Annotated in this window: 21 protein-coding genes and 1 pseudogene; 8 read left to right on the forward strand and 14 right to left on the reverse strand. The window is 42.9% G+C overall.

Annotation, left to right across the window (positions count from 1 at the left end; genetic code table 11):
* Positions 1 to 55 precede the first annotated feature (55 nt).
* Positions 56 to 1,588, reverse strand: coding sequence for a DNA recombination protein RmuC (gene rmuC / locus UQW94_RS21995; RefSeq protein ID WP_005379209.1), 1,533 nt, complete (start codon positions 1,586 to 1,588; stop codon positions 56 to 58).
* A 168-nt stretch (positions 1,589 to 1,756) separates the two neighbouring features.
* Here rmuC and UQW94_RS22000 point away from each other — a divergent pair, with 168 nt between their 5' ends.
* Positions 1,757 to 2,662 (forward strand): DMT family transporter, encoded by a 906-nt coding sequence (locus UQW94_RS22000; RefSeq protein WP_064368891.1) that lies wholly within the window; start codon positions 1,757 to 1,759, stop codon positions 2,660 to 2,662.
* Positions 2,663 to 2,856: 194 nt separating this feature from the next.
* Entirely contained in the window at positions 2,857 to 5,304 is a 2,448-nt protein-coding gene (locus UQW94_RS22005; protein WP_322142557.1) for an EAL domain-containing protein, read from the forward strand.
* Between the two features lie 18 nt (positions 5,305 to 5,322).
* Here UQW94_RS22005 and UQW94_RS22010 read toward each other — a convergent pair whose 3' ends face one another.
* Genes UQW94_RS22010 through UQW94_RS22025 form a run of 4 tightly spaced genes read right to left on the reverse strand, consistent with a single transcriptional unit; the run spans position 5,323 to position 7,564 of the window.
* Positions 5,323 to 6,393, reverse strand: coding sequence for an AI-2E family transporter (locus UQW94_RS22010; RefSeq protein ID WP_158173551.1), 1,071 nt, complete (start codon positions 6,391 to 6,393; stop codon positions 5,323 to 5,325).
* A 45-nt stretch (positions 6,394 to 6,438) separates the two neighbouring features.
* A complete protein-coding gene (locus UQW94_RS22015) occupies positions 6,439 to 6,765 on the reverse strand; it encodes a hypothetical protein (protein ID WP_136976611.1) in 327 nt (108 codons plus the stop codon).
* Positions 6,755 to 7,267 (reverse strand): hypothetical protein, encoded by a 513-nt coding sequence (locus UQW94_RS22020; RefSeq protein WP_033905884.1) that lies wholly within the window; start codon positions 7,265 to 7,267, stop codon positions 6,755 to 6,757. Before UQW94_RS22020 ends, UQW94_RS22015 begins: the two co-directional genes overlap by 11 nt.
* Positions 7,268 to 7,315: 48 nt before the next feature.
* Entirely contained in the window at positions 7,316 to 7,564 is a 249-nt protein-coding gene (locus UQW94_RS22025) for a hypothetical protein (RefSeq protein ID WP_005379196.1), read from the reverse strand.
* Positions 7,565 to 7,925: 361 nt separating this feature from the next.
* Between UQW94_RS22025 and UQW94_RS22030 the strand changes: the two genes are divergently transcribed.
* Positions 7,926 to 8,363 (forward strand): DUF2383 domain-containing protein, encoded by a 438-nt coding sequence (locus UQW94_RS22030; RefSeq protein WP_005379194.1) that lies wholly within the window; start codon positions 7,926 to 7,928, stop codon positions 8,361 to 8,363.
* 148 nt (positions 8,364 to 8,511) lie between these two features.
* Positions 8,512 to 8,910 carry a hypothetical protein gene (locus UQW94_RS22035; RefSeq protein ID WP_005379193.1) on the forward strand — a complete coding sequence of 133 codons (399 nt, stop codon included), beginning with the start codon at positions 8,512 to 8,514 and terminating at the stop codon, positions 8,908 to 8,910.
* Between the two features lie 206 nt (positions 8,911 to 9,116).
* Here UQW94_RS22035 and UQW94_RS22040 read toward each other — a convergent pair whose 3' ends face one another.
* The 5 genes from UQW94_RS22040 to UQW94_RS22060 form a co-directional block, all read right to left on the reverse strand.
* A complete protein-coding gene (locus UQW94_RS22040; RefSeq protein ID WP_322142558.1) occupies positions 9,117 to 10,781 on the reverse strand; it encodes a diacylglycerol kinase family protein in 1,665 nt (554 codons plus the stop codon).
* Positions 10,782 to 10,925: 144 nt separating this feature from the next.
* Positions 10,926 to 11,357 carry a hemerythrin domain-containing protein gene (locus UQW94_RS22045; protein WP_005379185.1) on the reverse strand — a complete coding sequence of 144 codons (432 nt, stop codon included), beginning with the start codon at positions 11,355 to 11,357 and terminating at the stop codon, positions 10,926 to 10,928.
* Positions 11,358 to 11,461: 104 nt separating this feature from the next.
* The gene (locus tag UQW94_RS22050) at positions 11,462 to 11,659 is read right to left on the reverse strand and encodes a hypothetical protein (protein ID WP_005379178.1); all 198 of its coding nucleotides are present in this window, start codon (positions 11,657 to 11,659) and stop codon (positions 11,462 to 11,464) included.
* 8 nt (positions 11,660 to 11,667) lie between these two features.
* Positions 11,668 to 11,844, reverse strand: a complete 177-nt coding sequence (locus UQW94_RS22055) for a DUF1328 family protein (RefSeq protein WP_005379177.1) — start codon at positions 11,842 to 11,844, stop codon at positions 11,668 to 11,670.
* Between the two features lie 45 nt (positions 11,845 to 11,889).
* A complete protein-coding gene (locus tag UQW94_RS22060; protein WP_005379174.1) occupies positions 11,890 to 12,441 on the reverse strand; it encodes a BON domain-containing protein in 552 nt (183 codons plus the stop codon).
* A gap of 436 nt (positions 12,442 to 12,877) precedes the next feature.
* Between UQW94_RS22060 and UQW94_RS22065 the strand changes: the two genes are divergently transcribed.
* A complete protein-coding gene (locus tag UQW94_RS22065) occupies positions 12,878 to 14,221 on the forward strand; it encodes a sigma-54 dependent transcriptional regulator (RefSeq protein WP_322142559.1) in 1,344 nt (447 codons plus the stop codon).
* A 94-nt stretch (positions 14,222 to 14,315) separates the two neighbouring features.
* On the opposite strand, the pseudogene UQW94_RS22070 reads toward UQW94_RS22065, so the two are convergent.
* Both UQW94_RS22070 and UQW94_RS22075 read right to left on the reverse strand, forming a co-directional pair.
* A pseudogene (locus UQW94_RS22070) lies at positions 14,316 to 14,495 on the reverse strand (NAD(P)/FAD-dependent oxidoreductase); the annotation flags it as partial.
* Positions 14,496 to 14,748: 253 nt separating this feature from the next.
* Positions 14,749 to 15,114: a hypothetical protein gene (locus tag UQW94_RS22075; protein WP_167415586.1), complete on the reverse strand. Its 366-nt coding sequence runs from the start codon at positions 15,112 to 15,114 to the stop codon at positions 14,749 to 14,751.
* 412 nt (positions 15,115 to 15,526) lie between these two features.
* Between UQW94_RS22075 and UQW94_RS22080 the strand changes: the two genes are divergently transcribed.
* The 3 genes from UQW94_RS22080 to UQW94_RS22090 are packed head-to-tail and all read left to right on the forward strand — an operon-like array spanning position 15,527 to position 18,290.
* Positions 15,527 to 16,507, forward strand: coding sequence for a hypothetical protein (locus UQW94_RS22080; protein ID WP_167415585.1), 981 nt, complete (start codon positions 15,527 to 15,529; stop codon positions 16,505 to 16,507).
* The gene (locus tag UQW94_RS22085; protein ID WP_167415584.1) at positions 16,500 to 17,612 is read left to right on the forward strand and encodes a hypothetical protein; all 1,113 of its coding nucleotides are present in this window, start codon (positions 16,500 to 16,502) and stop codon (positions 17,610 to 17,612) included. Before UQW94_RS22080 ends, UQW94_RS22085 begins: the two co-directional genes overlap by 8 nt.
* Positions 17,613 to 17,615: 3 nt before the next feature.
* Positions 17,616 to 18,290, forward strand: coding sequence for a hypothetical protein (locus UQW94_RS22090; protein WP_322142560.1), 675 nt, complete (start codon positions 17,616 to 17,618; stop codon positions 18,288 to 18,290).
* Between the two features lie 11 nt (positions 18,291 to 18,301).
* Here the strand turns inward: UQW94_RS22090 and UQW94_RS22095 are convergent, their stop codons facing one another.
* Together UQW94_RS22095 and UQW94_RS22100 are read right to left on the reverse strand one after the other, a co-directional pair.
* Positions 18,302 to 20,131: a UvrD-helicase domain-containing protein gene (locus UQW94_RS22095; protein WP_258495834.1), complete on the reverse strand. Its 1,830-nt coding sequence runs from the start codon at positions 20,129 to 20,131 to the stop codon at positions 18,302 to 18,304.
* Positions 20,118 to 21,869, reverse strand: coding sequence for an ATP-dependent nuclease (locus UQW94_RS22100; protein WP_322142561.1), 1,752 nt, complete (start codon positions 21,867 to 21,869; stop codon positions 20,118 to 20,120). The genes UQW94_RS22095 and UQW94_RS22100 overlap by 14 nt, the downstream gene beginning before the upstream one ends.
* Between the last annotated feature and the right edge of the window lie 437 nt (positions 21,870 to 22,306).

Consider the following 22,306-nt stretch of genomic DNA (forward strand, 5'->3'; position numbering starts at 1 on the left):
TTTCCTCTACGGGGCGTTTGTTGACAAATAAAATCGCCCACTGCACTGCGGGCGATTAGTTTACTTTATCCTCAGCCGGATGTCTTTCTACTAACGGGTCATTTTCTGAAAATGCATCACTCTGCGCTAACTGCGCGAGGTCGGAAGAAATCGGTCGTTTAATTTCAACTCCCAAGTGTTTAAAGCTTTCGGCTTGGCGAATCACATTTCCGCGCCCTGTGGCAAGCTTGTTCATCGCACCTTGATAGCTTTGATTCGCCTTATCCAGCGCACCGCCAAGCCCCTCCATGTCGTCTACAAACAATCGTAATTTGTCGTAGAGTTTTGTCGCACGCTGCGCAATCATTTTAGCGTTTTCATTTTGGCGTTCATTGCGCCATAGATTATCAATGGTGCGCAGTGCCACCAGCAACGTTGTTGGGCTCACCAAAATGATGTTTTGCTCCATCGCGTCTTTGATCAAACTTGGATCGGCTTGAATCGCGACTTGGAACGCAGGCTCAACCGGAATAAACATCAGCACATAGTCCAAACTCTGAATACCTTTGAGTTTGTGGTAGTCCTTCATGCTTAACCCTTTAATATGTGCACGTAGAGCAGCTAAGTGCGCATTCAAAGCCTGATCGCGCTCAGCATCAGTTTCGGCGTTGAAGTAGCGCTCATAGGCAACCAACGCCATTTTGGAATCTACAACCACTTGTTTGTTCTGTGGGAGATGAACAATAACATCAGGTTGGTAACGCTTGCCTGCTTCATTTTGTAAGTTCACCTGAGTCTGATATTCGTGCCCTTCACGCAAGCCAGATTCGGCAAGTACCCTAGCGAGCACCACTTCGCCCCAGTTACCTTGCTGTTTGTTGTCCCCTTTCAACGCTTGGGTCAAATTAACCGCTTCGCGCGTCATTTGCTCGTTCAAACGTTGCAGGTTTTTCAGCTCATGCACTAAGGTATGGCGCTCTTTAGCTTCTTGACTAAAGCTGTCATTTACGTGCTTTTTGAACCCTTCTAACTGTTCTCTAAGCGGTGACAACAAGCCTTCTAAACTCTGACGGTTTTGCAAATCGACCTTCGCGGTTTTTTCTTCAAACAGTTGATTTGCCAAGTGCTCAAATTGTTGTTTCAAGCGTGCTTCTGCTTGTTCTAAAATTTGCAGTTTTTCGGCATTAGCTTGGTTAATTTGCTCATGGCGAGCTTGCTGTTCACGCAGCTGCGTTTCTAGACGTGATTTGTGTTCACGCATTTGGCCAAGCTCATCAAAGTATTGCTGGCGCTCTTGCTTTACAGCCTCGAAGTAACGCAGTTTTTCCATTGCTGCCATCAGCTTTCCATGTGTTTGGCGTACTTCAAACGCGGCTTTATCGCGCTCATCATCTAATTCATCCAACTCTTGCTGAGCATCGGCAAGGCTTTGCTTGACCTGTTCAAGTTGCTGTTGATGAAGCTGTTTTTCTGAAACAAGTTGTTGCTCGAGAAGCTGAGTTTGGGTGATAAAACGCTGTTTCACCCACCAACCGGCAGCGACACCACTAAGCGTGGCAGCACAAAGAGAAGAGAGAATGAGAGATTGGTACTCAAGAATCCATTGCATAATAGCGAGTTAGCCTGTGTTTTGTATCTATAACAATGGTATTTAGACACTGGATAAATGTCCAGTTTGTTGGATGAAAAATCCTCGCATACACTAGGCCTTCCTATAATATTCTTTCTTCCGCTCAAATTATCCAAACCGAGCGGCACATCATCACGCAGAGGCATCATGAACGAGCGTCGCGCCCTAGGATTTGGGCTCTCAGCAGTATTACTTTGGTCTACCGTTGCAACCGCATTTAAACTCACGTTGGCAGAATTTACGCCTATTCAAATGCTATGCATTGCCAGCATCGTCTCTGCGATTGCGCTAACAGTAATCTGTGGTGTGCAAGGTAAATTGGGCCAGTTAAGTGCTACATTTTTCTCAAACCCTTGGTATTACCTACTGCTTGGGTTGATTAACCCTTTGGCGTATTACGTTATTCTGTTCAAAGCATATGACTTGCTGCCCGCATCTCAGGCTCAAGCGATCAACTACAGCTGGGCCATCACCTTAACGCTAATGGCCGCTGTTTTCTTAGGACAAAAGATCCGTGGTAAGGACTGGCTGGCTTGCGGTTTTAGTTATGTCGGCGTGATAGTGATTGCCACACAAGGCAATCTTTTAGGCATGGAATTTGAGAGCCCGTTGGGTGTTGGTCTTGCGCTGCTATCAACGCTGCTGTGGGCCGGTTACTGGATTTTAAATACCAAAAATAAGGCCGACCCTGTGGTTGGCGTTCTGCTCGGCTTTTTGGTCGCTATTCCATTCGCCATTGGTTTAAGTCTTTATGAAGGTGCTGACTGGCAGGCAATCTCAGCTAAAGGCTGGGCAGCGGTGACGTATGTCGGACTGTTTGAAATGGGGATCACTTTCGTTTTGTGGCTGAGCGCACTCAAATCAACGCAAAACACCGCGCGTATCAGTAATCTGATCTTTGCTTCTCCATTTATCTCACTCATGTTGTTAGCTACCATCATCGGCGAAGAAATTCACCCTTCAACCTTGATTGGCCTGGTATTGATCATCAGTGGCTTAGTCATTCAGCAAGTCTCATGGGGCAAGAAAACCAAAGCGGTAAACGCTTCTTAATCACCTATCAAAAGCCCTAAAAAACGATGCAATAAGTTGGATAAAAAAGAGATATAGATAACATTTTAATGATAGAAAGCACTTTACGCTGCTAGGATTTAGCTACGCGTTGGATACGATACTCACAAAGCCCAATAGCTTACGCTAGATTCTAATATAATTACCTTTGGGCGATTTAGGACTCGTTATTAATTATGTTTCGCTTCGCTATTCCTTCGCCTTTGATGGCAGACTGGCAACACGTTCTGCGACAATGCTGTAATGTAACTCAAGCTCAGGGACAGCTTTATACTCTGAGCGATACTCAGCAGTGGCTATCGACTGAGGTGTCCACCTCAACCCAAAATCATCGTGCTATCGTCGATGTGATAACGCAAGTTGTCGATCACTTTACGCCGACAGATTTTACAGTTAGCCATACCCCCTTTGAAGAGCAAACCTTGAGCATTGGACCGATTTGGCTACCTAATGGCGAATTGCTTGCCGTACTGACACTGACTCACCCTAATGATCAATCAACGGTTGTTTCGGCATGGCTAAGCGCAATAGCGGGGCGGATCAGCTTTGATATCAACTTGCACTGTCAGCAAGAACAAACGCGACATCAAAGCGCGGAAATAAAGCCAACACCAACACTACAAGAGTTTATCGACTGCCTTGAAGACCACGTATGGATAAAAGGCATGGATGGTCTTTATTCGATGACTAACCGAAGCGTAGAAAATGCGTGGCAAAAAACCAACAGTGAAATCATTGGCAAAGACGACTTTGCCCTGTTTAGCCATGAACGTGCGGAAAAATTCATTAATGCCGATAAATTGGTGGTAGCCACTGGCACGCAAAATATTGTTGAAGAATGCCGTCAAATTGATGAAAACAATAACCCCACTTGGCTAGAAACCATTAAGTCTCCTGTCCGTGACCATGCGGGAAACTTAATCGGTATTCTGGGGATGACACGTAACATCACCCGCCGAAAAATGGTAGAAACGCAGCTCTCCTTAGCGTCCCAAATTTTCAACAATTCGCAAGAAGGCATGGTCATTACAGACCGCAATGCCAACATCATTGATGTAAACACGGCTTTTACCCAAATTACAGGTTACCGCTCTGAAGAGGTGATAGGAAAAAACCCACGAATTCTGCGCTCAGGCCATCATGATCAAGGTTTCTATCAACAGTTGTGGCATCAACTCGAAAACAAAGGCCAATGGAAAGGCGAATTCATCAACAGAAAGAAAGATGGCAGCATTTATCCGCAATTAGCGACCATTAGCGCCGTAATGGACGATAAAAACCACCTTATTAACTACATTTGTGTGTTTGAAGATATCTCTGTGCGTAAGGCACACGAAGAAAAGCTGCAGCGCATGGCTTTTTACGATCCATTAACCAATCTACCTAATCGCACCCATTTACTCAGCTTACTCGAACAACACATCGAAACCGGACACAAAAACCAGCAGACGTTTGCCACCCTATTCTTAGATATCGACCATTTCAAACACATCAACGATAGCATGGGCCACTTCTGTGGTGACCAATTGCTGTCTAAGTTAGCGATTCGTCTGCAAGATGTGCTTCACCTCAATGCGCATGTGGCTCGCATTGGCGGCGATGAATTTGTGATTATTTTGCCAGACATCCATAGTGATGTTGCCTTACTGGAAACCGTCGGCGATATTCTAAGCGTATTCCAGCAACCATTTGACTTAGCAAATCACGACTCACTTCGTGTCTCGACCAGTATTGGTATTGCCTTGTACCCAAGAGACGGTCAAGACAGTGAAACCTTACTGAAAAACGCAGACACCGCGATGTACTTAGCGAAGAAAAATGGACGCAACGGCTACGCGTTTTACTCACCGGATTTGACCGATAAATCCGTATCCCATGTACGCATTCAATCCGCTTTGCATCAAGCAATAGAAAAACAACAACTCCGGTTAGAATTCCAACCGCAATACAACTTGGAACAAAATTCGATTGTCGGCGTGGAAGCTTTATTACGCTGGCAGCACCCAGAGTTTGGCCTTGTACCACCAGCAGACTTTATTCCAATTGCAGAAAAAACAGGGCTGATTCAAAGCATTGGTGAGTGGGTGTTACAACAAGCTTGTTTGCAAGGTAATGCTTGGCTGGACCAAGGCATCGAGTTTGGCAAAATCGCCGTCAATGTTTCTGCGTTGCAGCTTCAGCAGTCAAATTTCATTCAGCGATTAAGTACTATCCTCGATAACACCGGATACCCTGCCCAACGGTTAGATTTGGAGATCACAGAGAGCTTTTTACTGATCGACCCTCAACAAGCCATTGCATCGTTAAATCAATTACGAGAGCTGGGTATTGAGATTTCTCTGGATGACTTTGGAACTGGCTATTCGTCTTTGTCTTACTTGAAAGGTTTGCCAATCAACAAACTGAAAATTGACCGCTCATTTGTCAGTGATGTCCCAAGTAATAGCGACAGCAACGCGATTGTGAATGCCATTATTGCCATGGGAAAAACGCTGTCGTTGAAAGTCGTCGCGGAAGGGATAGAAACTCGGGAACAAGCCGATTATTTATTCGAAAAAGGCTGTATTTATGGTCAGGGATATTTATTTAGTCAGCCAGTGAGCGCTGGAAAACTGTTTCGTTGAACTAGCTTGACCCTCAAGTCACTCTCGCGGTGCCACGTCCGCGGAGGTGATTTGTTTTGCTTGATTTTGGGTTGATTGGCATAGCTCTAGACGATCAACCAAAATATTGATACAAACCAGCAACGGCACACCGATCAATAGTCCCATTCCGCCCCAAAGCCAGCCCCAAAAAACAAGCCAAACAAAAATCACTAACGGGTTTAAGTTAAACCTTTTCCCCAATAGTGTTGGTGTAACAAACTGACTTTCAATCAAATTGAGCAGTAAATAGATAGACACCACCGTCAGCATAAAACTGACCGACTCCAACTGAAGATAAGCAACAAAGCCAAAGCTCACCATGGATATGACAGGGCCGAGGTACGGCGCAAAATTCATCACGCCTGCAAATGCGCCCCATAGAAATGGATCTTCAAGGCCTAGAACAAAAAACACGGCCCCAACACTCAACCCCAGCCCCGCATTCACTAAAGTGATGGTGCCAATGTATCGAGATAGGTCTTTCTGTAGCGCTTTGACCAACTCAATCGCTTGGCGCTGTTTGGCGAACCCATGTAGGTAAGACACTGACTTTCGAAATAAGCTTCGTCCATGATTGAGCATAAAGTAAACCATAAACAGCACGATCATCGCTTGTGTCAAAATCGTCGGCGTAGTGGTCGCGAGCGTTTTTACCAAAGAAAATACGGTGTTGTTCCCGACCTCATCCATACTCATATCGTTGGCGATATTCAATGGAGTATTAAGGTGATCAGCCGAAACTTTAGTAACTTCGCTTACTTCTTGCGACACATTTTTCACGATACTGGGCAGCTCAGACCACCATTGCTTGGCGGGCTCCGACATGGCGGCAAGACCAATAATTGAAGCGCCAACGAGGAATGACAGCGTCAACACGACGGTAATAGCACGTGGTAAGCCTTTGTCTTCAAGATAATTAATGAAAGGGCTGCACAGCAGAGAAATAAAGGTGCTAAGCACAATAGGTAACAATATTGGCTTGGCAAAATACAGCCCTGGGACGAGTAACAGGACGAGAAGCGTTGCACCAATCGCAGTGTTGGCAGGAATGTTCAATTTCGCTGTCATAATAAGCTCAGAATCGGTAAGAAAATTTTGCGGTGAAATCCGCTATTAGAGTGGTTCGCCCTCTGTCGTCGCAGCGTTGCTTATTTGTGTTGCTGCATTTCCATTTTGCTCCGCATCTGACTCATCCAGAGAAGCTGCCGCGACCGGCTTTGTGAGCGAATCGGTAATATCAGACACGCTGCTAACCAATAGCCCCATTGACGAAATAGAAGAAGTCAGTCGAGACAATCGACCTGCTTTTGCTGCGGTAACGGCAACGACAGCACTAATGCCTAATGTCGTCCAAGGGTTTTCTCTCACAAACTTCTTGGTGGTAAACGTGAACATTTCCATCGACAAACAGCATTGCTCTAGAGACGCTTTACCTTCCATCCGCTTGATCCGCATGGCTCGATTGAGCTTTTGTAGCGAGCGCATCCCACCCCTCCTGTAATTGTTCTGTCGTATTTTTGAATCCAAGAAATCCAACTAAACGCTTCTGCCACCAGGCTAAAGCAAATAATGCCAAGCCTAATGATGTGATAAATACACCCACGGCAACATATACGTTGGCAGTTAACTGATAAGCCACCACCCCAGAGGCAAGGCACAAACTGAATACGAACAATACCGACAATAGGGTAAAAACAACGGTACACAGCAAAATCTGACGCACTGCGGACACGTTAACTTTCATCTCCAAGAGGAACAAATCCAACGTTGAACCTGACCATACTTTTAGCGATTTCGTCAGTTGGTCCAATTGCGCAAGAATGCTGCTCAAACCATTAATGGTCTGTTGGATGTCCTGTTCTTCGGCCCCATCAGGGGCTCGACCGCTGTCTGAAGCCGCCGAGCCTGATTGCTGATTGGTAACTTGCCCTGAATTATTCATGTGAAGCCTCGCCCTTCTGTTGTGTGGCTTAATCCTTGGTGACCACTATTATTTGATCAGCTTCGAAACCGCCCAACCAGCAAGGAAGGCACAGCCTATGCTCAGCAATGGGCGCTCCTTGATTACATTTTCTGCCGACTTAGTCGCCTGCTGAACTTGCTGCGCACCGACATCCAGCTTCTCTTTGGCTTGGTCTTTCATCGCGCCAACGGCTTCCGTCGTGGCTTGCTCCGCTAAGTGATATGCTTCTTCTAACTGCTCTTGAGGTTTTACTGTGCTTTCTTTTGTAGTAGCCATAACTAGCCTCCGTTAATGAGTTGAATAGTGAATCAAGTGAAACAATGTTTGACCTCACTTACTCCCTACAAAGCCATATCCATGCCATAATTTTAAGTTATTGTTTTTTATTGATTTTATTTTTGTTTCGATAAAAAGCCATATCTGTACGTGTAATTCTTTCCAGGCTTTCCCCGCCATTCTTGTAATTTTTTCTTAGCGCCTTACCGACTGTTAGCAAGTTATTGCAAAACAAGATATTAAGTCACTGATTAATAAGACTTAAAGTTCATTGGCATACAACCTGCAACTGAAGATGAAACATCGTGTTTGTATTCCATACGCTCAAACACCCCTATCACCAGTAAATAAGGAGTGGCATATGAAAAATGAAAACATCGCCTCAATCATTGAGCTTATCGAAAGCGGAAATGAAATTTACAACAAGGCCATCGAGAACATCGACAACACTTCTTTGAATAATGTGTTGGTAGAACTGCTCAGAGTACGTGAGCGTGCAGTCATTGAGCTCACTCCCTACTCTCTAGCAAGTAACAATGAAGAATCTGCCGACGACACTCCGGTTTCCTACACCATCAAGGCGCGTGAGGTCTACAGCGACGTGATGAAGGAAGTGTCCTCTGACAAAGAGTCTATGTATTTAGAACAGCTTGAAGGTGTCGAAAGCAAGGTACTCAAAGAGATTGAGAATTTGATTACTTCCCACCCAGAGCAGGCGGATAACTCGGTTCTGCTGAAAGTTCGTAGCGATATAAAAAGCTGCAAAGAAAAACTCAGCAGCATCAGCCTTATTAGCTAAAACTTGGTGGTCGCCTTTACAATAAAGCTCGGTATTGATCAAAGAAATGGCCAACTTGCTTTGGCCATTTCTGACAAGCTCACAGGCGCATTAACATGACCATCACGAGAAATGTCCCACGACAATAGTCATAAATAAAGAGGTCACTATGACATTGGATAACAATCGAGTAAGGGAGCTACTCGTAAAAATGACACACCATCGCCAAACGTGTTTGCCTCTCGTTAACCCGCAATCACATATGACACTCGCAAGAGCGGCATATCGATTCGTGAAAATAGAAAAAGTGATGATCAAAAAGATGGCGAAGCTGTTTTTCGACCAAGATGGTGAACAATTCATTGCAGAAAATGCCACCGAATACGGCGTTGCCGAGCTAGGTAATTACAAAGAAATGCATTTTATGAATAAACTACTGTTAGATGATTTAAAAGCCCTGCTTAGAGCCATTGACGACACCAACTTAACCGCACTTGTTTCTTATTGGTTAGCTGCTTTACAAGTTGAAAACGATGAAATTGAAAAGCACTTACCTCAGGGTGAGTAATTATACTCGCCCTTCTTTCTTCACTTTGTTTAACCCTCATCCCCAATCAACCTAATAAAAAGGTGCAGATAGACAAAAGCCGCTGCATCTACGCAGCGACCTTAATAGCCTTTTACGTTACGGCGCACACCAAATCATCAAACAACACAGAAAAAGCGCCATGTAGAATACGAAGCAAATGGCGCGTTATCCGCGGATTATCTGTGTTAAAGCGAAGCTGATTTACGTCTCTGGCTTGGAACAAATACGTTCAATGACTTTGGACGCAGCTTGATTGCCAGTTGCTCATCAGAATACAGTTCACCATCAATCACATACTCAATCGGTTTATTCGCAGAAATAGTGACGCTCTGAGCCGTCGCGTATTGAAAATGTGTCGATTCTTCCTGTGCGCCTACGCTCGTTAATGTCAGATCCGACAATGCGATAAGACGTCCGCCTAAAGACTCGGTGTTATCTAAATATGTGATATGCAGCTTGCCATCATCAGGCTGCGGCGCATCACCACCTTGGGCAAGCAACGTACTAAATGGAGCGATATTCGCAACGACAAAACTATGGACTTCAAGCGTTTGTGTATTCTTGTCGTGGTTTCCATCTTCAGTGGGAGCGTCTAACGAAACGGTTAAAGCTTGCGTTTCTTCCGCCACTACAGCATTAAAAAAGCCAGTGAGGTAAGCGAGTTGTCCAAAAACATTTTTCTCTTCTCGCTGAGCGTGCTCGATCATCTTCTGTTCTAGCCCAATACCTAAGACCAATAAAATAAGCCGCTGATTGCAGTCCGCAGTATCAATACGTTGGCAGTGTCCGCCAAGCAACGCTTCACACGCTTTTTCGACCGGTGAGAATTTTGCGCCAACGCCATAGAGCACATGACATAACGCATTGGCAGTTCCAAGCGGAACAATACCGAGTTTTAGGTCGGTATCCACCAATTGGCTCGCCACCTCTGTTACTGTGCCATCGCCACCAGCTACGATGATTTGCTTAGCTCCACTTTCTTTTGCCTGTTGTGTTAGCTGCTCGGCGCTGAGGTTTGTGGTGGTTTGATGAATACTCAAGCGATATTTTTTGGTTAGCTCACGAATCAAGTGCTGTTCGTTTTCCTCCCATTTGCCGCCACCTGCAACAGGGTTAACCACCATCCAAGTGGATTGATCCAGCCCCAGTACGCCTTTTTCACTGATCGCTCGTAACGTCCTAATCTGTAATTTATTCAATCTCGCGGTACTGCGTACGTCATTGATTTTTTTCATCACGGATTCAACCGTCAGTGACGGGTCTTTGCTCAGTAAATACGCCGCCACAACAAACACTGAACGACCACGCCCTAACGCACAATGCACAACCACGGCCCGCGAGCACGAGATTTGAGTATCAATCCAGTTAATCGCATGGCGAAGACGCTCTAGCGTCGGGGCTTTGTGGTCGAGTACCGGAATCGAAAGGTAATGAAACTGCTTGTCGGCCATCGCACTTTCAAGGCCTGCAAATTCTGCGGTGACATCGACAATACAAGAGATTTCATTGGATTCGAGAAAATCTAAGTCACTCTGAAACAAACGGCGAGATAGGTATAAATTGTCGCTGACTTTTTGGATTGGAGGCACTGTATCACGCCGTCTTTCCCAGGCGTTATACGCTCTAGCCCCCAATAGAAATGGGATGAATGCCCAGCGAATCCACCTGACAATCTTGCCATCTTGGTTTTTTCTAAAAATGGAGGGAATGTCGAATACGTAGGCTACGCTGACCAACGCTAAAGAAAGAGATATCCACAAGAACAGCAAACTAACGATAATTTGAGGCGTATATATAGCGGCCAATAAACTGATCAGAGCGCCAAGAATATAATATTTGATGATAAACATTCGCTCTCCTTGCCTTCAGCGAGTGCACTTTTTAGTGGAAGTTAGAATACGCGGGGGATTGAGCTTGGATACATGAACTTGAGTAAACGCCTTGATTGAGTGCCTTCCCGTGCCGAAATGGCACGAAAAGGTCCAACACTCTACCTAGCTTGCCATCTCTTCAACATAACCATCCGCTAGTTTCATTTTCTGCTTATCGGTCATTACCTTACCGGCTAACTGGAAGAAACGCTGCTCTTCTTCCTCAAGATGGTGTAACACTTTGTGACGCAAGGTTTTCATTAGGTTGAGCCACGCTGGCGAGCTCATATCGGTTGCATCAAGCTGTGCAATCACTTTATCAATTTCATGATGCTCTGCGATGCCATGGCGAGTGAGATCAATGGTCTTATCGCTATCTATTAAAGGCGCGTAGAAAAACCGCTCTTCTGCCGCTGCGTGCTGTTCGAGTTCCTCTTTAAGGTTGTGATAAAACTCTTCACGAGCAGGGGAATCTCCAGACGTTTCCATCAGAGCATCGAGTAAAAGGCGTTGCTTTTCATGACTCTCTTTCAGTACATCAAATATGTTTTTCATCTTTGACTCCTTACCTGATTGTAAACAATTGGGACAAAAGGAAGGGCGGTGATTGACCGCCCCTCTCTTACATAGCTATGCGTAGAAAACCTAACCTAATTCGGCTAACAGTCTTGGTCTTCAGCGTTTAGGTTTTCTTTAATGTTTTCACATTCATCTTCAATCGCATTTTGGGTTTCTTCGGCGGCTTCATCTATCTTTTTGCCGGCCTGTTCCATTGGCCCTTCTTCACTACAAGCTGCCAACGCAAACACCAAACCGAATACTGCGGCGATACGGTAAATAAATGACGTAAGTCGCATGGAATCTCCTATCTATTTACGTTTTTTCTTCCCAGCAGAACAATCACTATTGATACAATTAATGACAATAGGAATAGGTAAAATATCACTTGCGCGATAGAGGCAGCAGCTCCTGCAATACCGGTAAAGCCTAATAGTGCAGAAATTAGTGCCAGTGCCAGAAAAATAAACATCCAACGAACCATAGTGTTACCTCCTAATAAAAGTGGGTTAAATCACTCGGCTCGCTATTATTGAACCACTTCTAGCTTATCAATCACCTTATTTACGTCATTGGTGTTATTTGCAATTGAAATTGCAAGATCATGCTCCGCATCTGAATTAACTTTACCTGCCAACGTTACCGTTTTGCGTTCTGTCGTTACATCAATATCCGTACCACTCACATTGGTATCCATTAGTAGGCGCGTTTTAACTATAGTCGTGATTTTAGAATCGGTCAGTGTAGCTAAAGCTTCTGAATCAGTTTCTTTCTTGCCTTCATTCACTACTGACAATTCGTTGTTTACTTTTTTCACACCATCAAGACCAGTAACAAGCTCTTCGGCAAGTGATTTTTCAAGATCATTGTTTACCGAACCAGAAAGGGTAACGACCTGATTCTCAACATCGGTATTGATATCAAAAGAGTTGAGATTGCTGTTTAGCAGTAGTGTGGTTTCAGCTTTACCATCTAGCCAAGCGTCCATGGATTCTTTTTCCCATTTATCACTCGCTAAGACTGCTGTAGATGAAGTAGCAAGAACTGACGTAAGTACAATTTTAGCTGCGATGTTATTCATGGTAATTCTCCTTTATTGACGTTGCACTTCCCTAGCAGCAAACCATGTGCCAACTTTATAACTCATTGTTTTTAAGTGACTAATAAAGGAAAGAGGTAAAAATGAGATGAGCAATAAAGTATAAGCATGAATTATTTACACGTAAAAAATGTAATTTTTAATCGGTGATAAAGCCTCCGTCACTTGTGCCGAAATAACCTGATAAAACAGAAAGGCTATTTCCCCAGAATCAATTAATAGCAAAATTATTATTTTAAAAATAAAAATCTGAACAAAAGGAAATATCTACTGATGGCTCTCACCGATATATATCAAAAAGGGGCTAACAACATAAAAATACCGAACAAATCCTTAAATCTATGCTGACAATATTTTGTCTTGTGAAGTGAGAATAATCCACGTACATTGTTTCTGTCATAGTAAAGAGGACATTTCTATGTCGATGCCAAGCCTGTTTCTAAGAATACAAGATCCATCACTTAAAAATGCCGTCGCTTCTTGCCAGGAACTGAACAAATTTCGTCTGCATGACATCGATGCCGCAGACCAATGGATTGAAGATTTTCTACAACTCAAACCGGAAGTTGCGATTGTTGAAGTCGCCCACTTTACTAGTGCAGATTATCAACGTCTTTCTAATATCGAAGACATCTACGATATGGACTTGATCATCATTAGCTCAGGCGCTCCAAACGAGAACTTGGATAAGCTGATGAACTTGGGTGCTATTTTTCACTACAGAAAGCCCGTTGATATTGCCATTCTGACGGACACCCTGAGCGAAGTCAGCCAATACTATCAACACAAACAAGATCAAGGGCGTAAAGTGTCCACCAGCGATCTTGACCAATTTGGTCTTTTGGTCGGCTCTTCCTCTCCGATGCATCAGCTCTATCGTATGATCAGGCGCGTTGCTAAAACAGAAGCCAACGTCCTTATTGTCGGTGAAAGTGGATCAGGCAAAGAACTGGTGGCGCAGACCATCCACTTAGCGAGTGAGCGTAAACAACAGCCCTTTATAGCGATTAACTGTGGTGCCATTAGCCCTGAATTGGTTGATAGCGAACTATTTGGCCATGAGAAAGGCGCTTTTACCGGAGCAAATAAAACTCACCAAGGTGTATTTAAGCAGGCAGAGGGCGGCACCCTATTTTTAGATGAAATCACCGAGATGCCTATCGAGCATCAAGTGAAGCTATTGCGGGTGCTAGAAACCGGAGAGTATCGCCCAGTTGGCAGTAATACAGTTCATATCGCTAATACTCGCATCATTGCTGCTACAAACCGTGATCCTAAAATCGCCATTGAGGAGCAGTTCCTGCGTGAAGATCTGTTTTTCCGCTTATCGCATTTCCCATTAACGATACCGCCACTGCGAGAACGAGGCGGTGATATCGTCGGTCTGGCCAAGCACTTTATCGCGCACCGCAACGCCAATGAGGCAAAAACCAAAACGATTCTTGACTCTGCGATCCAAAAAATCGCTGCACATGACTGGCCAGGTAATGTCCGTGAGCTCAAACACACGATCGAGCGTGCATTTATTTTGGCTGATGACACCATCCGAGATGAACACCTTATCTTCGACACACCACCATTGGAAACAGGCACCAGCATCGAAGACCTTGTTCCGGCGGGCGTTTCGCTAGAAGAGCTAGAAAAAGCCGCCATTCTCAATACCCTTGAAGAGAATCAAGGCAATAAAACGGAATCAGCGCAGGAGTTAGGCATTAGCGTGAAAACGCTCTATAACAAACTCGAAAAGTATCAAGATGAGTAACTCGCTATGGGAATACAAAAAAGAGCACTGACTTTTATTCAGTGCTCTTTTTGTATCTTATCTTTTATGCAGTTAGGCTGCGTTTGGTGTTTGATTAAACCCACTGCCCCGCAACAAAACCGCTCGACCAGCACCACTGAAAATTGTAGCCCCCTAGCCAACCAGTCACATCCATCACTTCACCAATAAAATAAAGCCCTTTAATGTCTTTGCATTCCATGGTTTTCGAGGATAAGTGATCAGTATCGACACCGCCGAGTGTCACTTCCGCAGTATTCCTAACACAGTCCAAAAGTTGTCAAACATATAATCCATTAGAACGGTGATAACGTATGACAACTACCTTCCGTTGGATAAGGACGCTCACATGCCTAACTTATTGGAATTCTGTAATACAAATTACCGCTCCTCGTGAACTAGGGCAAGAAAAAAGGGAATTGTTGTGCGCCATGTTGCTTAATAACAGATTGAATAATACTAAGGACATAACATCTTAGGTTTTAGCCAATTAGGGGGGATTTCTAAGCTCATCTATTTCTTTTATTAGATTCAGAGAGCTTGGAGCAAATATAAATTGAGGCACAAATGTAAGCCAACAACAAAAATATGTGTAAAAACCTTGGAGTTTCACTTTGCTTAGAGACATCATTAACTAAGAACAAGCCTATGACCAAAGCTGGAGATACAAGTTTTCTCCATCCACGAGCTTCACAAAAGAAGGTTACAGCCCCTTCCAATAACTTCCAGGCACAAAAAAGGCCAATAATTGCGGCGGTGCCTTCTAAATATCCAACGCCCCCTTCAGATGCGGAATTTTCCGTAAAGTAATGGTAACCGCGTGCTAGCACTTGCAGCGAAAATAGAGAGAGTACGATGAGTACTTTAACCTTCATAGAACAGCTTTGAAGTTTGAATAAGAGTTGACACACTAACTCTCCGCATAACGAGCAACAAAACGTATCGGCGATTGATTTAAACTCGGAACTGGTATGGCCTAAGACTTATGGACACTTTACTGCGATGAGAAAGCTGAAGCCATCAGTGATGTGAGCAAGTGTGATCTCATACTGACGTAACTCATTTCGGGGCAGAAATCAGTTTCGGAGAATTGAATATTAGCAATGAATGAATAACTAACTACAGGTATGGTAAATCACTAGACTTGCCGTCCAGAACTGCTTGTGCAGTTCAGTGTTGATATTTTGCGCAAAGTCAATTGTTGCAAACTTAAGAATGAATTAATATCACCTTATCAAACTTATTTAGTACGCATCTTATTGCGCTGCTTGTGTGGGAATATGAGTAATGGCAGAAACTGGAAATATAGAGAAGCTAGCAAAATTAGTTTCCAAGGACATATTTAAGTGGTTCAAATGGGAAACTTGTTTGCCAAAGGATGAGAACTGGGAATGTGTGACAGAGCATCATGGCAAAACCACTCACCCGTCAGATGTTGTGTTTTATTATGATGACCCATACTCGGGTGATACTAAATATCTAAACACTGACCTTAAGAGTTACAAGGCTGGGACTATTAATACAAGTTCTGTCTCAAAAGCTCTTAAATCACTTGCAATGTCTGTTGAGTGCGCAAACATCAGTGAAAGTTGGCAAAATACATTTCTTCTGGATGATTTGGGATTTGGGAATGTTGCAGGGCTATTGTTCATCTACAACCATGACGATAAATACGACTACGACTTTTCTGATTTGATGGGAAGAGTGGATTTTCGGGAGATCCCACTTTTGGAAGACAAAGAAATTATTGTAATGGGGCCACACTTAATTAAACGTCTTTGTGACGTCGTAAGTGATATGCAAAAGCTGAAGGCTGATGATAGTTTCCCTAGTCCTAAAGATTTCACTTTCTTTTACCCTGATTTGATTCGTGCTCGTCGTTGTGGTGACGAATGGGATAAGCCAGCTACGGTTGAAGCGTTAACATCACCTTGGTTAATTATCAAGCATCGATCGGGGGATGACTTTGATAGTGGTTTTGTCATCTATTACCACCAGTCAGGGGAAACGGTTGATGAGTTTATTTATCTTATCGACGCTATGTCGCACTATCAGATGCTCAGTAGTGATTACACGATACGAGTTCGGTTTACTGATGCAAGTAAGCATGCCTCAGTCAATTTTGAGAAAGCAAAACGTGAGTATCTAAAAATGTGGGGCAATGACGATGCCCGTGAGAAGCAGATGGCGGCTATTGAAGCTGAAACTATCACTAAGTTCACAACTTGCTTTAATCCAATGGAAATAGGGATGCGAGAAGATGTCTAAACTCAAAACTGGCCCGTCCATTTATATCCCTACTGATAAGAACATATTTGACGCTTTACAGCACAAGAAAGTTACTCATTGTGAGTTAGTTTTATTCCTAAGAGGAAGAGGTATTTTAGTCTCTAGCAGCACTACTAAAGATGCGTTAATTGAAAAAATTAGCTCTTTGACCCTTAGCTATTTTGATTTCAACTGGATTGGTAAGCTACTAGAAAATCCGAACAGGAAAGACAAAACAACGCATTCTAAACTTAAGGGAGAAATTGAGGACGCGCAAATCCAAGCGGCTTGTTCAGCAGTAAAAGCGAATCTGAACGCAATTGGTGATGATTCTGTAAAGGTTACTAAAAGTGGTGATACAACAACGCTAACAGTTAGTTATGTTGACCATGATTTCACCAAAACAGAGATGCGTCAGCGCACACTTAAGACTTGCGAAATAAAGCTAGAGAAAGGTAAAGGTGGGGTTGTAATGAAACTTCCATCAACAAAAAAAGCTAAAGAAATTTCTGAGACGCTTAAAAAAGCTGTTCAAGCGCAAGTAATAAAAGATACGGGTAATGAGCTAGAAGAATTTACCATTTCGTTACAATCTATCACTAATGCTGCATGTAGAAGTGAATTCTTTGATAGCTTAATTCGCAATGTTCCTGGCTTTGATTTTGATAATGTTTCTAGTGTGGATGTTTATCATTTGGAACAGGAAGAGAAAGATGAGCTTGATGAGGATGATACTGTTGAAGCCAGATTAGCTTCCTATATCAATAAAGCAGCTCTGGCAGGAGATGGAGTATTAGATTCAACGGAATTTAAGCAGCTTCATAAACGAGGCTTTTATATTTACAAAATTATCTGGACAGCAATAGATAGGGCTCATGAAGGGCCTAAAGTGGAATTTGAGGCTCGCTTTGGTCGACCTGACTTATGCACGGAATTTATGTACACCGTTAGAGGACTATATCCGTACAACTCTAGAACTCTCGAGTACAATGTCACCAGAAAAGCTGCGACTCCTTATGAAAATGAGAAGTACAACGTCAATCTTAGAGATGCATCAGAGAAGGCTTTGGCCAAAACCATTGAAGCATACGACAAGAAGGTGTAAGTAATGATTAAAGCAAAATGGCTATACTCTGAACTTCCTCTAACTCTCATCGAGCTGTCAAGATTGATGAAGGAACAACAATATTCAGAAGAAACTGGTTTGGGCTTTTTGCTTTCTGCATCTACTCCGTCAAAGCTTTCAGGTAAATACGTTGAGAAGCAAGTCCAACAAAGTGTGGTTGAAGACCCATTTGGTGAGGTTACTGAGATTGAATCAGTAAGTTATTACACATGTCAGTTTAACTGGTCTTCGAACTCTAAATATATGTACATCACTAACCCTCCTCGCTCGTTAAGGAAGTTTTTAAACAAACTACACGACATGACTGGTTTAGGGTTAGTGCTATCTGAAGTTAATGTAGCCCCCGAGCGTTGGGTTGGTTACTTAGAGCGTTCGGCTGACTCTCTGGAAGTTACTCAATTATCCTCATATGGCATCCGTGTGTCTCAGGGTGCTTCTGCGAAAATCACAGTGAATGGTATAAAAGACATTAGAGATGATTTCACTACTATCATTTCAGATAAGCGGTATTTGGTTGATAGCGTGAAATTTAAGGCTGAGTTTGGCAGTTTGGAGTTATTATGTGAGTTGACTAGGCTGGGTGTTTGTCGCTTAAAGTCTGCCAATGTCAACTTTGTACTCGACAAGCTTAGAGAGGCTTTAGAGGGGGCAAGTTAAGCCCCTTCCCTCTAGCTCATTCGACTAGCAAGTTCATCTAGAAATATGCTTTGTCCGTAATACCTTCTGTCACCTCTACTAGTCAAAAAGAATTCAGATTTGTAAAAATGAACGTCATGTTTTGCTCGCGTTAATGCAACGAAAAAAAGTCGCCTTCTTTCTTGCATCTCTTTGTCATCTGGGTAGCACCACTGGTAATTAACTTGGTCCCACTTCAATTTAGGAAAAACACCATTATCTAGGCCTATAGCAATAACAATATCGTATTCACAACCTTTGCATGAATGATAAGTGATTAAATTTAACTTGTTAGACTTCTCTCTGTTATTACCCAACACTGTAAGGCTTACATTCTGCAATGCACCTTCACTTGATAGTGCCTGAGTCATCTTTCCTACTTCTTTAAAATCATCTGACATGTGGGAGGGAGGGGCTGAAAAAGTAAAGCAAATACTAACTAGCTCGGTAACAAAGCTATAAGCAGAGCTTTCTTCCACATTGCCTCTTACTGTCCATAGGTAGGATACAAAGCCTTGAACTAAAGAGTCTATGTCATCAATATCGCTTTTCACGAAGCTAATCAATGTCGAAATTAACTCTGATAACAAGATTTTGTTTGATGTTGCTCGCCAGTCGTAACTAACCCATGAGGCACAGTCTTCAATAAAATTTGTAAGTGGGTTCTTTCTGTAAGGAGCATTGTTGTCTGTACGGTTATAAACAATACCTAGCCGTGAGGCTTGAGCTGCAACAAGATCTCCTGTTTTTGCATCGGGGTACAAAATCGCTATGTCACTAAGTGCCCTATCCGATGTTATTGAAGTGATGCTCAGGGCTTGCCTTAAAGCTTGTTCAATTTGTTGCTCAAGACCCTCTGGGCATAGATGACAAGTAATGCTTGCAACTCTATCTTGGTGATGGGCTATTATTCCCTTTGCTTGGCTGACAAACCCATCCGATAAGCTAACGATGTTTTGAGCCGATCTATAGTTAAGTTTCATCTCTACTATTTCGAAATCATCACGTTCACTTAGATGCTCAAGGAGTTCTGGGTGAGCTCCTGTAAATCCATATATAGACTGGTCTATATCCCCAACAGCGATAATTCGTATACCATGCTCGGCCAGAGCGATAACCATGTCATGCAAAGGCTTGCCTAGATCCTGATACTCATCAATAACGATAACAGGGAATTTGGCTTTTAAAATATCTCGAATCCAACTGCATTCCAGAATAAGGCGCCTACTAATGAGTATTAAGTCATCAAAATCCACTAGGCATCTTTCTTTTAAAAGCCCCTCATAGACCTCTATCAAATTTGCGCAATTGGAATCAGTCGTGCTAAATGTTGGCCCTCTTTCTAGGTGCGTCATACGATAGCTTGCCATGAAACTTTGGCTGTAATATCGAACTGTTTCTCCAACCAGTTCTTTAGCTAAGTTAAATGCTTCATTTCTCTGATCTTCGGTTGCTACACTATAAGAAGTAGGTAATGTTGAGTCAGTCAAGTGCGCCAATGGAGCAACAATTTGACTCAGACAAAAACTGTGTACCGTGCCAATATACAAGTTCTCACTAGAAGATAATCCGATTTTTTTAAGACGGTTGTGAAGCTCTTTGCAACATTGTCGACTATACGTAATACAAGAAACTCTCTCGTAATCTGAGATATCTTCATCTATGATTTTGGCAACTTTTAAGACAAGTGTTTTCGTCTTTCCACTACCAGGGCCAGCCATGACTGCGCAATTCCCAGTCGAATCGAACACATCTCTTTGACCTAATGTATTCAGTTCTTCTGCTTCTTCTTTGTATTTACTGGGGATATTATGTAAGTTCATAAATGTACTCGAAAGCAGCAGTTATGTATTCTGGACATTGCCCTTCAGGTAGTCGGTTACTCAAACGCTTAGCGAACCTTCCTTTACCTATTTCACTGATGTACCGAAGCATAGCGTTCGTATCTACAGGTGAAGTGTTTTGTCTCCACGAAGAGATTATTGGGCCTACTCGCGGCCGGGAACCATGCTCTTCCTGTAAGATATCGCAAACGATATTTTTCATGTCTAGTGAGCTTACCAATTCAGTTTCCAACGTTTGAGTGTTGGTAAAGATTCCGTTAACTCGCCCCTGAGCCAAGATTGTTGCTTCAGAACTGTTAAGTGTGTGATTTTGTAAAATAATACTCAGTAACTTATCAATTCTAGTGACACCTAATGGTACTTCTAGTTCTAGTGGATCGCGATCGGTTATAACTACGAAGGGTGTACCGATACTCAATAGGAATTTTACATACGGTTCAAAGTTTGTTCCTGCCACTGAGCAGATAGATATTCCTTTCTTGTCCAACTCATACCCTAACTTTCTTGCTAGCTCTGGGAATAAAAACTCCTCTGCATCTCCTTCTACCAAAATTACACCACGAGCGAATAAAACCTCTCCCCGTGTGACAGTTAAGTATCTACTCATGTCTTCTATGTCTTCAGGGGATAGTGCAGAGTTAACCAGAGAATATCCTTTTGTCGAGGGCATGCCTCCATCCAATGACTCTTTGAGTACGATCAGAGAATTAATTGGAGCTGAGCTCGCTATATGTGGTGAGTGTGTTGTAAGGAGGGTACTTACGTTTGCCTCTGAGTTGTAGAAATACTCAAACAATAATCTTTGAACATGAGGGTGAAGATGGGCTTCAGGTTCTTCAATTGCTAAGAAAGTAAACTCTTGTTCACCAATCCTCATTGAGTGCTGAAGCTCGAGTAACTTTAACGTCAAAAATAGTATGTTGGAGCTACCAGTACTAGATTGATTGATTGCCCTAGTTCCTTCATCAACTAGTAATTGAAGAGACTTGATTAGTTTGTTGATGTCTTGAGGAGCTAGTTTCAACTGAACAGGAGATACGTGTCTGGTTCCAACCATTGTTTGGAGCATAGAGTTGATACTCTGTTCTATTTGCCCTAAATCTGGAACACCAGAAAGTGCTATCTGCGTTTGTTCAAATCCAGCTAGGATTGAAGCCTCTTGTTCTTCAGTAAGATTATCACCAACGTGTTCCAAAAATGTTCTTAAAGGCGTTCTCTTACTGTTATTCAACTCCCTTTCACAATCCCGCAGTGCATGAAATAGTTCCATTTGTATGTAGCGACGTAGGGAACGATTTATAGGAATACCTTCAGTATTCCCAAGGTATATATTGTACTCGTAATCATTAAGAGAGCTTATCGTCACCCCGTTTTTAGGTTGATAAACATAGGTAATTTTCGCTGTGTGGGTTGTTATGTCAATTAAGCCATCAGCCAAAGCAGCTAAGGTCGTTGGTGATTGGTCAATACCGCTAATTTCTAAGGATATCTTGATTGTACTTCCTAACTTGTCTCCTCCTAATCCATCCCAAAAGTCATCTAGACTTAGGAATCGGTCTAGGTCAGATAAGGAGGGGTCTAAAACAAGTCGGAGTGAGAAGAGAAAATTACTCTTACCAACTTTATTTTCTCCCACAATCACCATGTTTCTATCTGTTTTGATTTCCAATTCACGGAAATTGCGGAAGTTTTCAATTCTAACTTTTGAAATATGCACTTTGGGCATCCTAAGCATCTGGGCTGCTAGATCGCCAAAGGCTTATCGGATAAAAGTAAATAGACACCATATCCATAGACTTCGAGCAATCCAGTAATTAGTCAACTAAGCACATACTGGTTCATTATAAAAATTGGGGCAAGTACGACCTTCTGAAGGTGTGATAAGCATTAGCTCTAAATGATTTTGGGGCACTTCTGTGCTACGAAGTGCCAACTGTGAACACATTTTGCGGACGAAATGAATTAGAGAGATTATCACCAACCGGTAAGGTTGTTTCGATACAAAGAAATGGATAAATTAGAAGATGGAACCCAGAACGGTTGGGCTGAACCGGCCATATGGATAGAAGTAAGTTGTGCCCCCAAAAATAGCATTTAACAGATTACCTGAGAGTATCTTCACTAATAACAATTTTATCTATCCTATCTCATTCA

Source organism: Vibrio sp. PBL-C16 (assembly GCF_034321865.1).
In the GTDB taxonomy this organism is placed as follows: Bacteria; Pseudomonadota; Gammaproteobacteria; order Enterobacterales; family Vibrionaceae; genus Vibrio; species Vibrio alginolyticus.

Bases quoted from the DNA above. Each gene is read 5' to 3' on its own strand.
- rmuC (WP_005379209.1), bottom strand. From the start codon at position 1,588: ATGCAATGGATTCTTGAGTACCAATCTCTCATTCTCTCTTCTCTTTGT.
- UQW94_RS22005 (WP_322142557.1), top strand. From the start codon at position 2,857: ATGTTTCGCTTCGCTATTCCTTCGCCTTTGATGGCAGACTGGCAACAC.
- UQW94_RS22040 (WP_322142558.1), bottom strand. From the start codon at position 10,781: ATGTTTATCATCAAATATTATATTCTTGGCGCTCTGATCAGTTTATTG.
- UQW94_RS22020 (WP_033905884.1), bottom strand. From the start codon at position 7,267: ATGAATAATTCAGGGCAAGTTACCAATCAGCAATCAGGCTCGGCGGCT.
- UQW94_RS22055 (WP_005379177.1), bottom strand. From the start codon at position 11,844: ATGGTTCGTTGGATGTTTATTTTTCTGGCACTGGCACTAATTTCTGCA.
- UQW94_RS22000 (WP_064368891.1), top strand. From the start codon at position 1,757: ATGAACGAGCGTCGCGCCCTAGGATTTGGGCTCTCAGCAGTATTACTT.
- UQW94_RS22035 (WP_005379193.1), top strand. From the start codon at position 8,512: ATGACATTGGATAACAATCGAGTAAGGGAGCTACTCGTAAAAATGACA.
- UQW94_RS22010 (WP_158173551.1), bottom strand. From the start codon at position 6,393: ATGACAGCGAAATTGAACATTCCTGCCAACACTGCGATTGGTGCAACG.
- UQW94_RS22085 (WP_167415584.1), top strand. From the start codon at position 16,500: ATGTCTAAACTCAAAACTGGCCCGTCCATTTATATCCCTACTGATAAG.
- UQW94_RS22065 (WP_322142559.1), top strand. From the start codon at position 12,878: ATGTCGATGCCAAGCCTGTTTCTAAGAATACAAGATCCATCACTTAAA.
- UQW94_RS22090 (WP_322142560.1), top strand. From the start codon at position 17,616: ATGATTAAAGCAAAATGGCTATACTCTGAACTTCCTCTAACTCTCATC.
- UQW94_RS22095 (WP_258495834.1), bottom strand. From the start codon at position 20,131: ATGAACTTACATAATATCCCCAGTAAATACAAAGAAGAAGCAGAAGAA.
- UQW94_RS22060 (WP_005379174.1), bottom strand. From the start codon at position 12,441: ATGAATAACATCGCAGCTAAAATTGTACTTACGTCAGTTCTTGCTACT.
- UQW94_RS22080 (WP_167415585.1), top strand. From the start codon at position 15,527: ATGGCAGAAACTGGAAATATAGAGAAGCTAGCAAAATTAGTTTCCAAG.
- UQW94_RS22025 (WP_005379196.1), bottom strand. From the start codon at position 7,564: ATGGCTACTACAAAAGAAAGCACAGTAAAACCTCAAGAGCAGTTAGAA.
- UQW94_RS22030 (WP_005379194.1), top strand. From the start codon at position 7,926: ATGAAAAATGAAAACATCGCCTCAATCATTGAGCTTATCGAAAGCGGA.
- UQW94_RS22045 (WP_005379185.1), bottom strand. From the start codon at position 11,357: ATGAAAAACATATTTGATGTACTGAAAGAGAGTCATGAAAAGCAACGC.
- UQW94_RS22015 (WP_136976611.1), bottom strand. From the start codon at position 6,765: ATGGAAGGTAAAGCGTCTCTAGAGCAATGCTGTTTGTCGATGGAAATG.
- UQW94_RS22050 (WP_005379178.1), bottom strand. From the start codon at position 11,659: ATGCGACTTACGTCATTTATTTACCGTATCGCCGCAGTATTCGGTTTG.
- UQW94_RS22075 (WP_167415586.1), bottom strand. From the start codon at position 15,114: ATGAAGGTTAAAGTACTCATCGTACTCTCTCTATTTTCGCTGCAAGTG.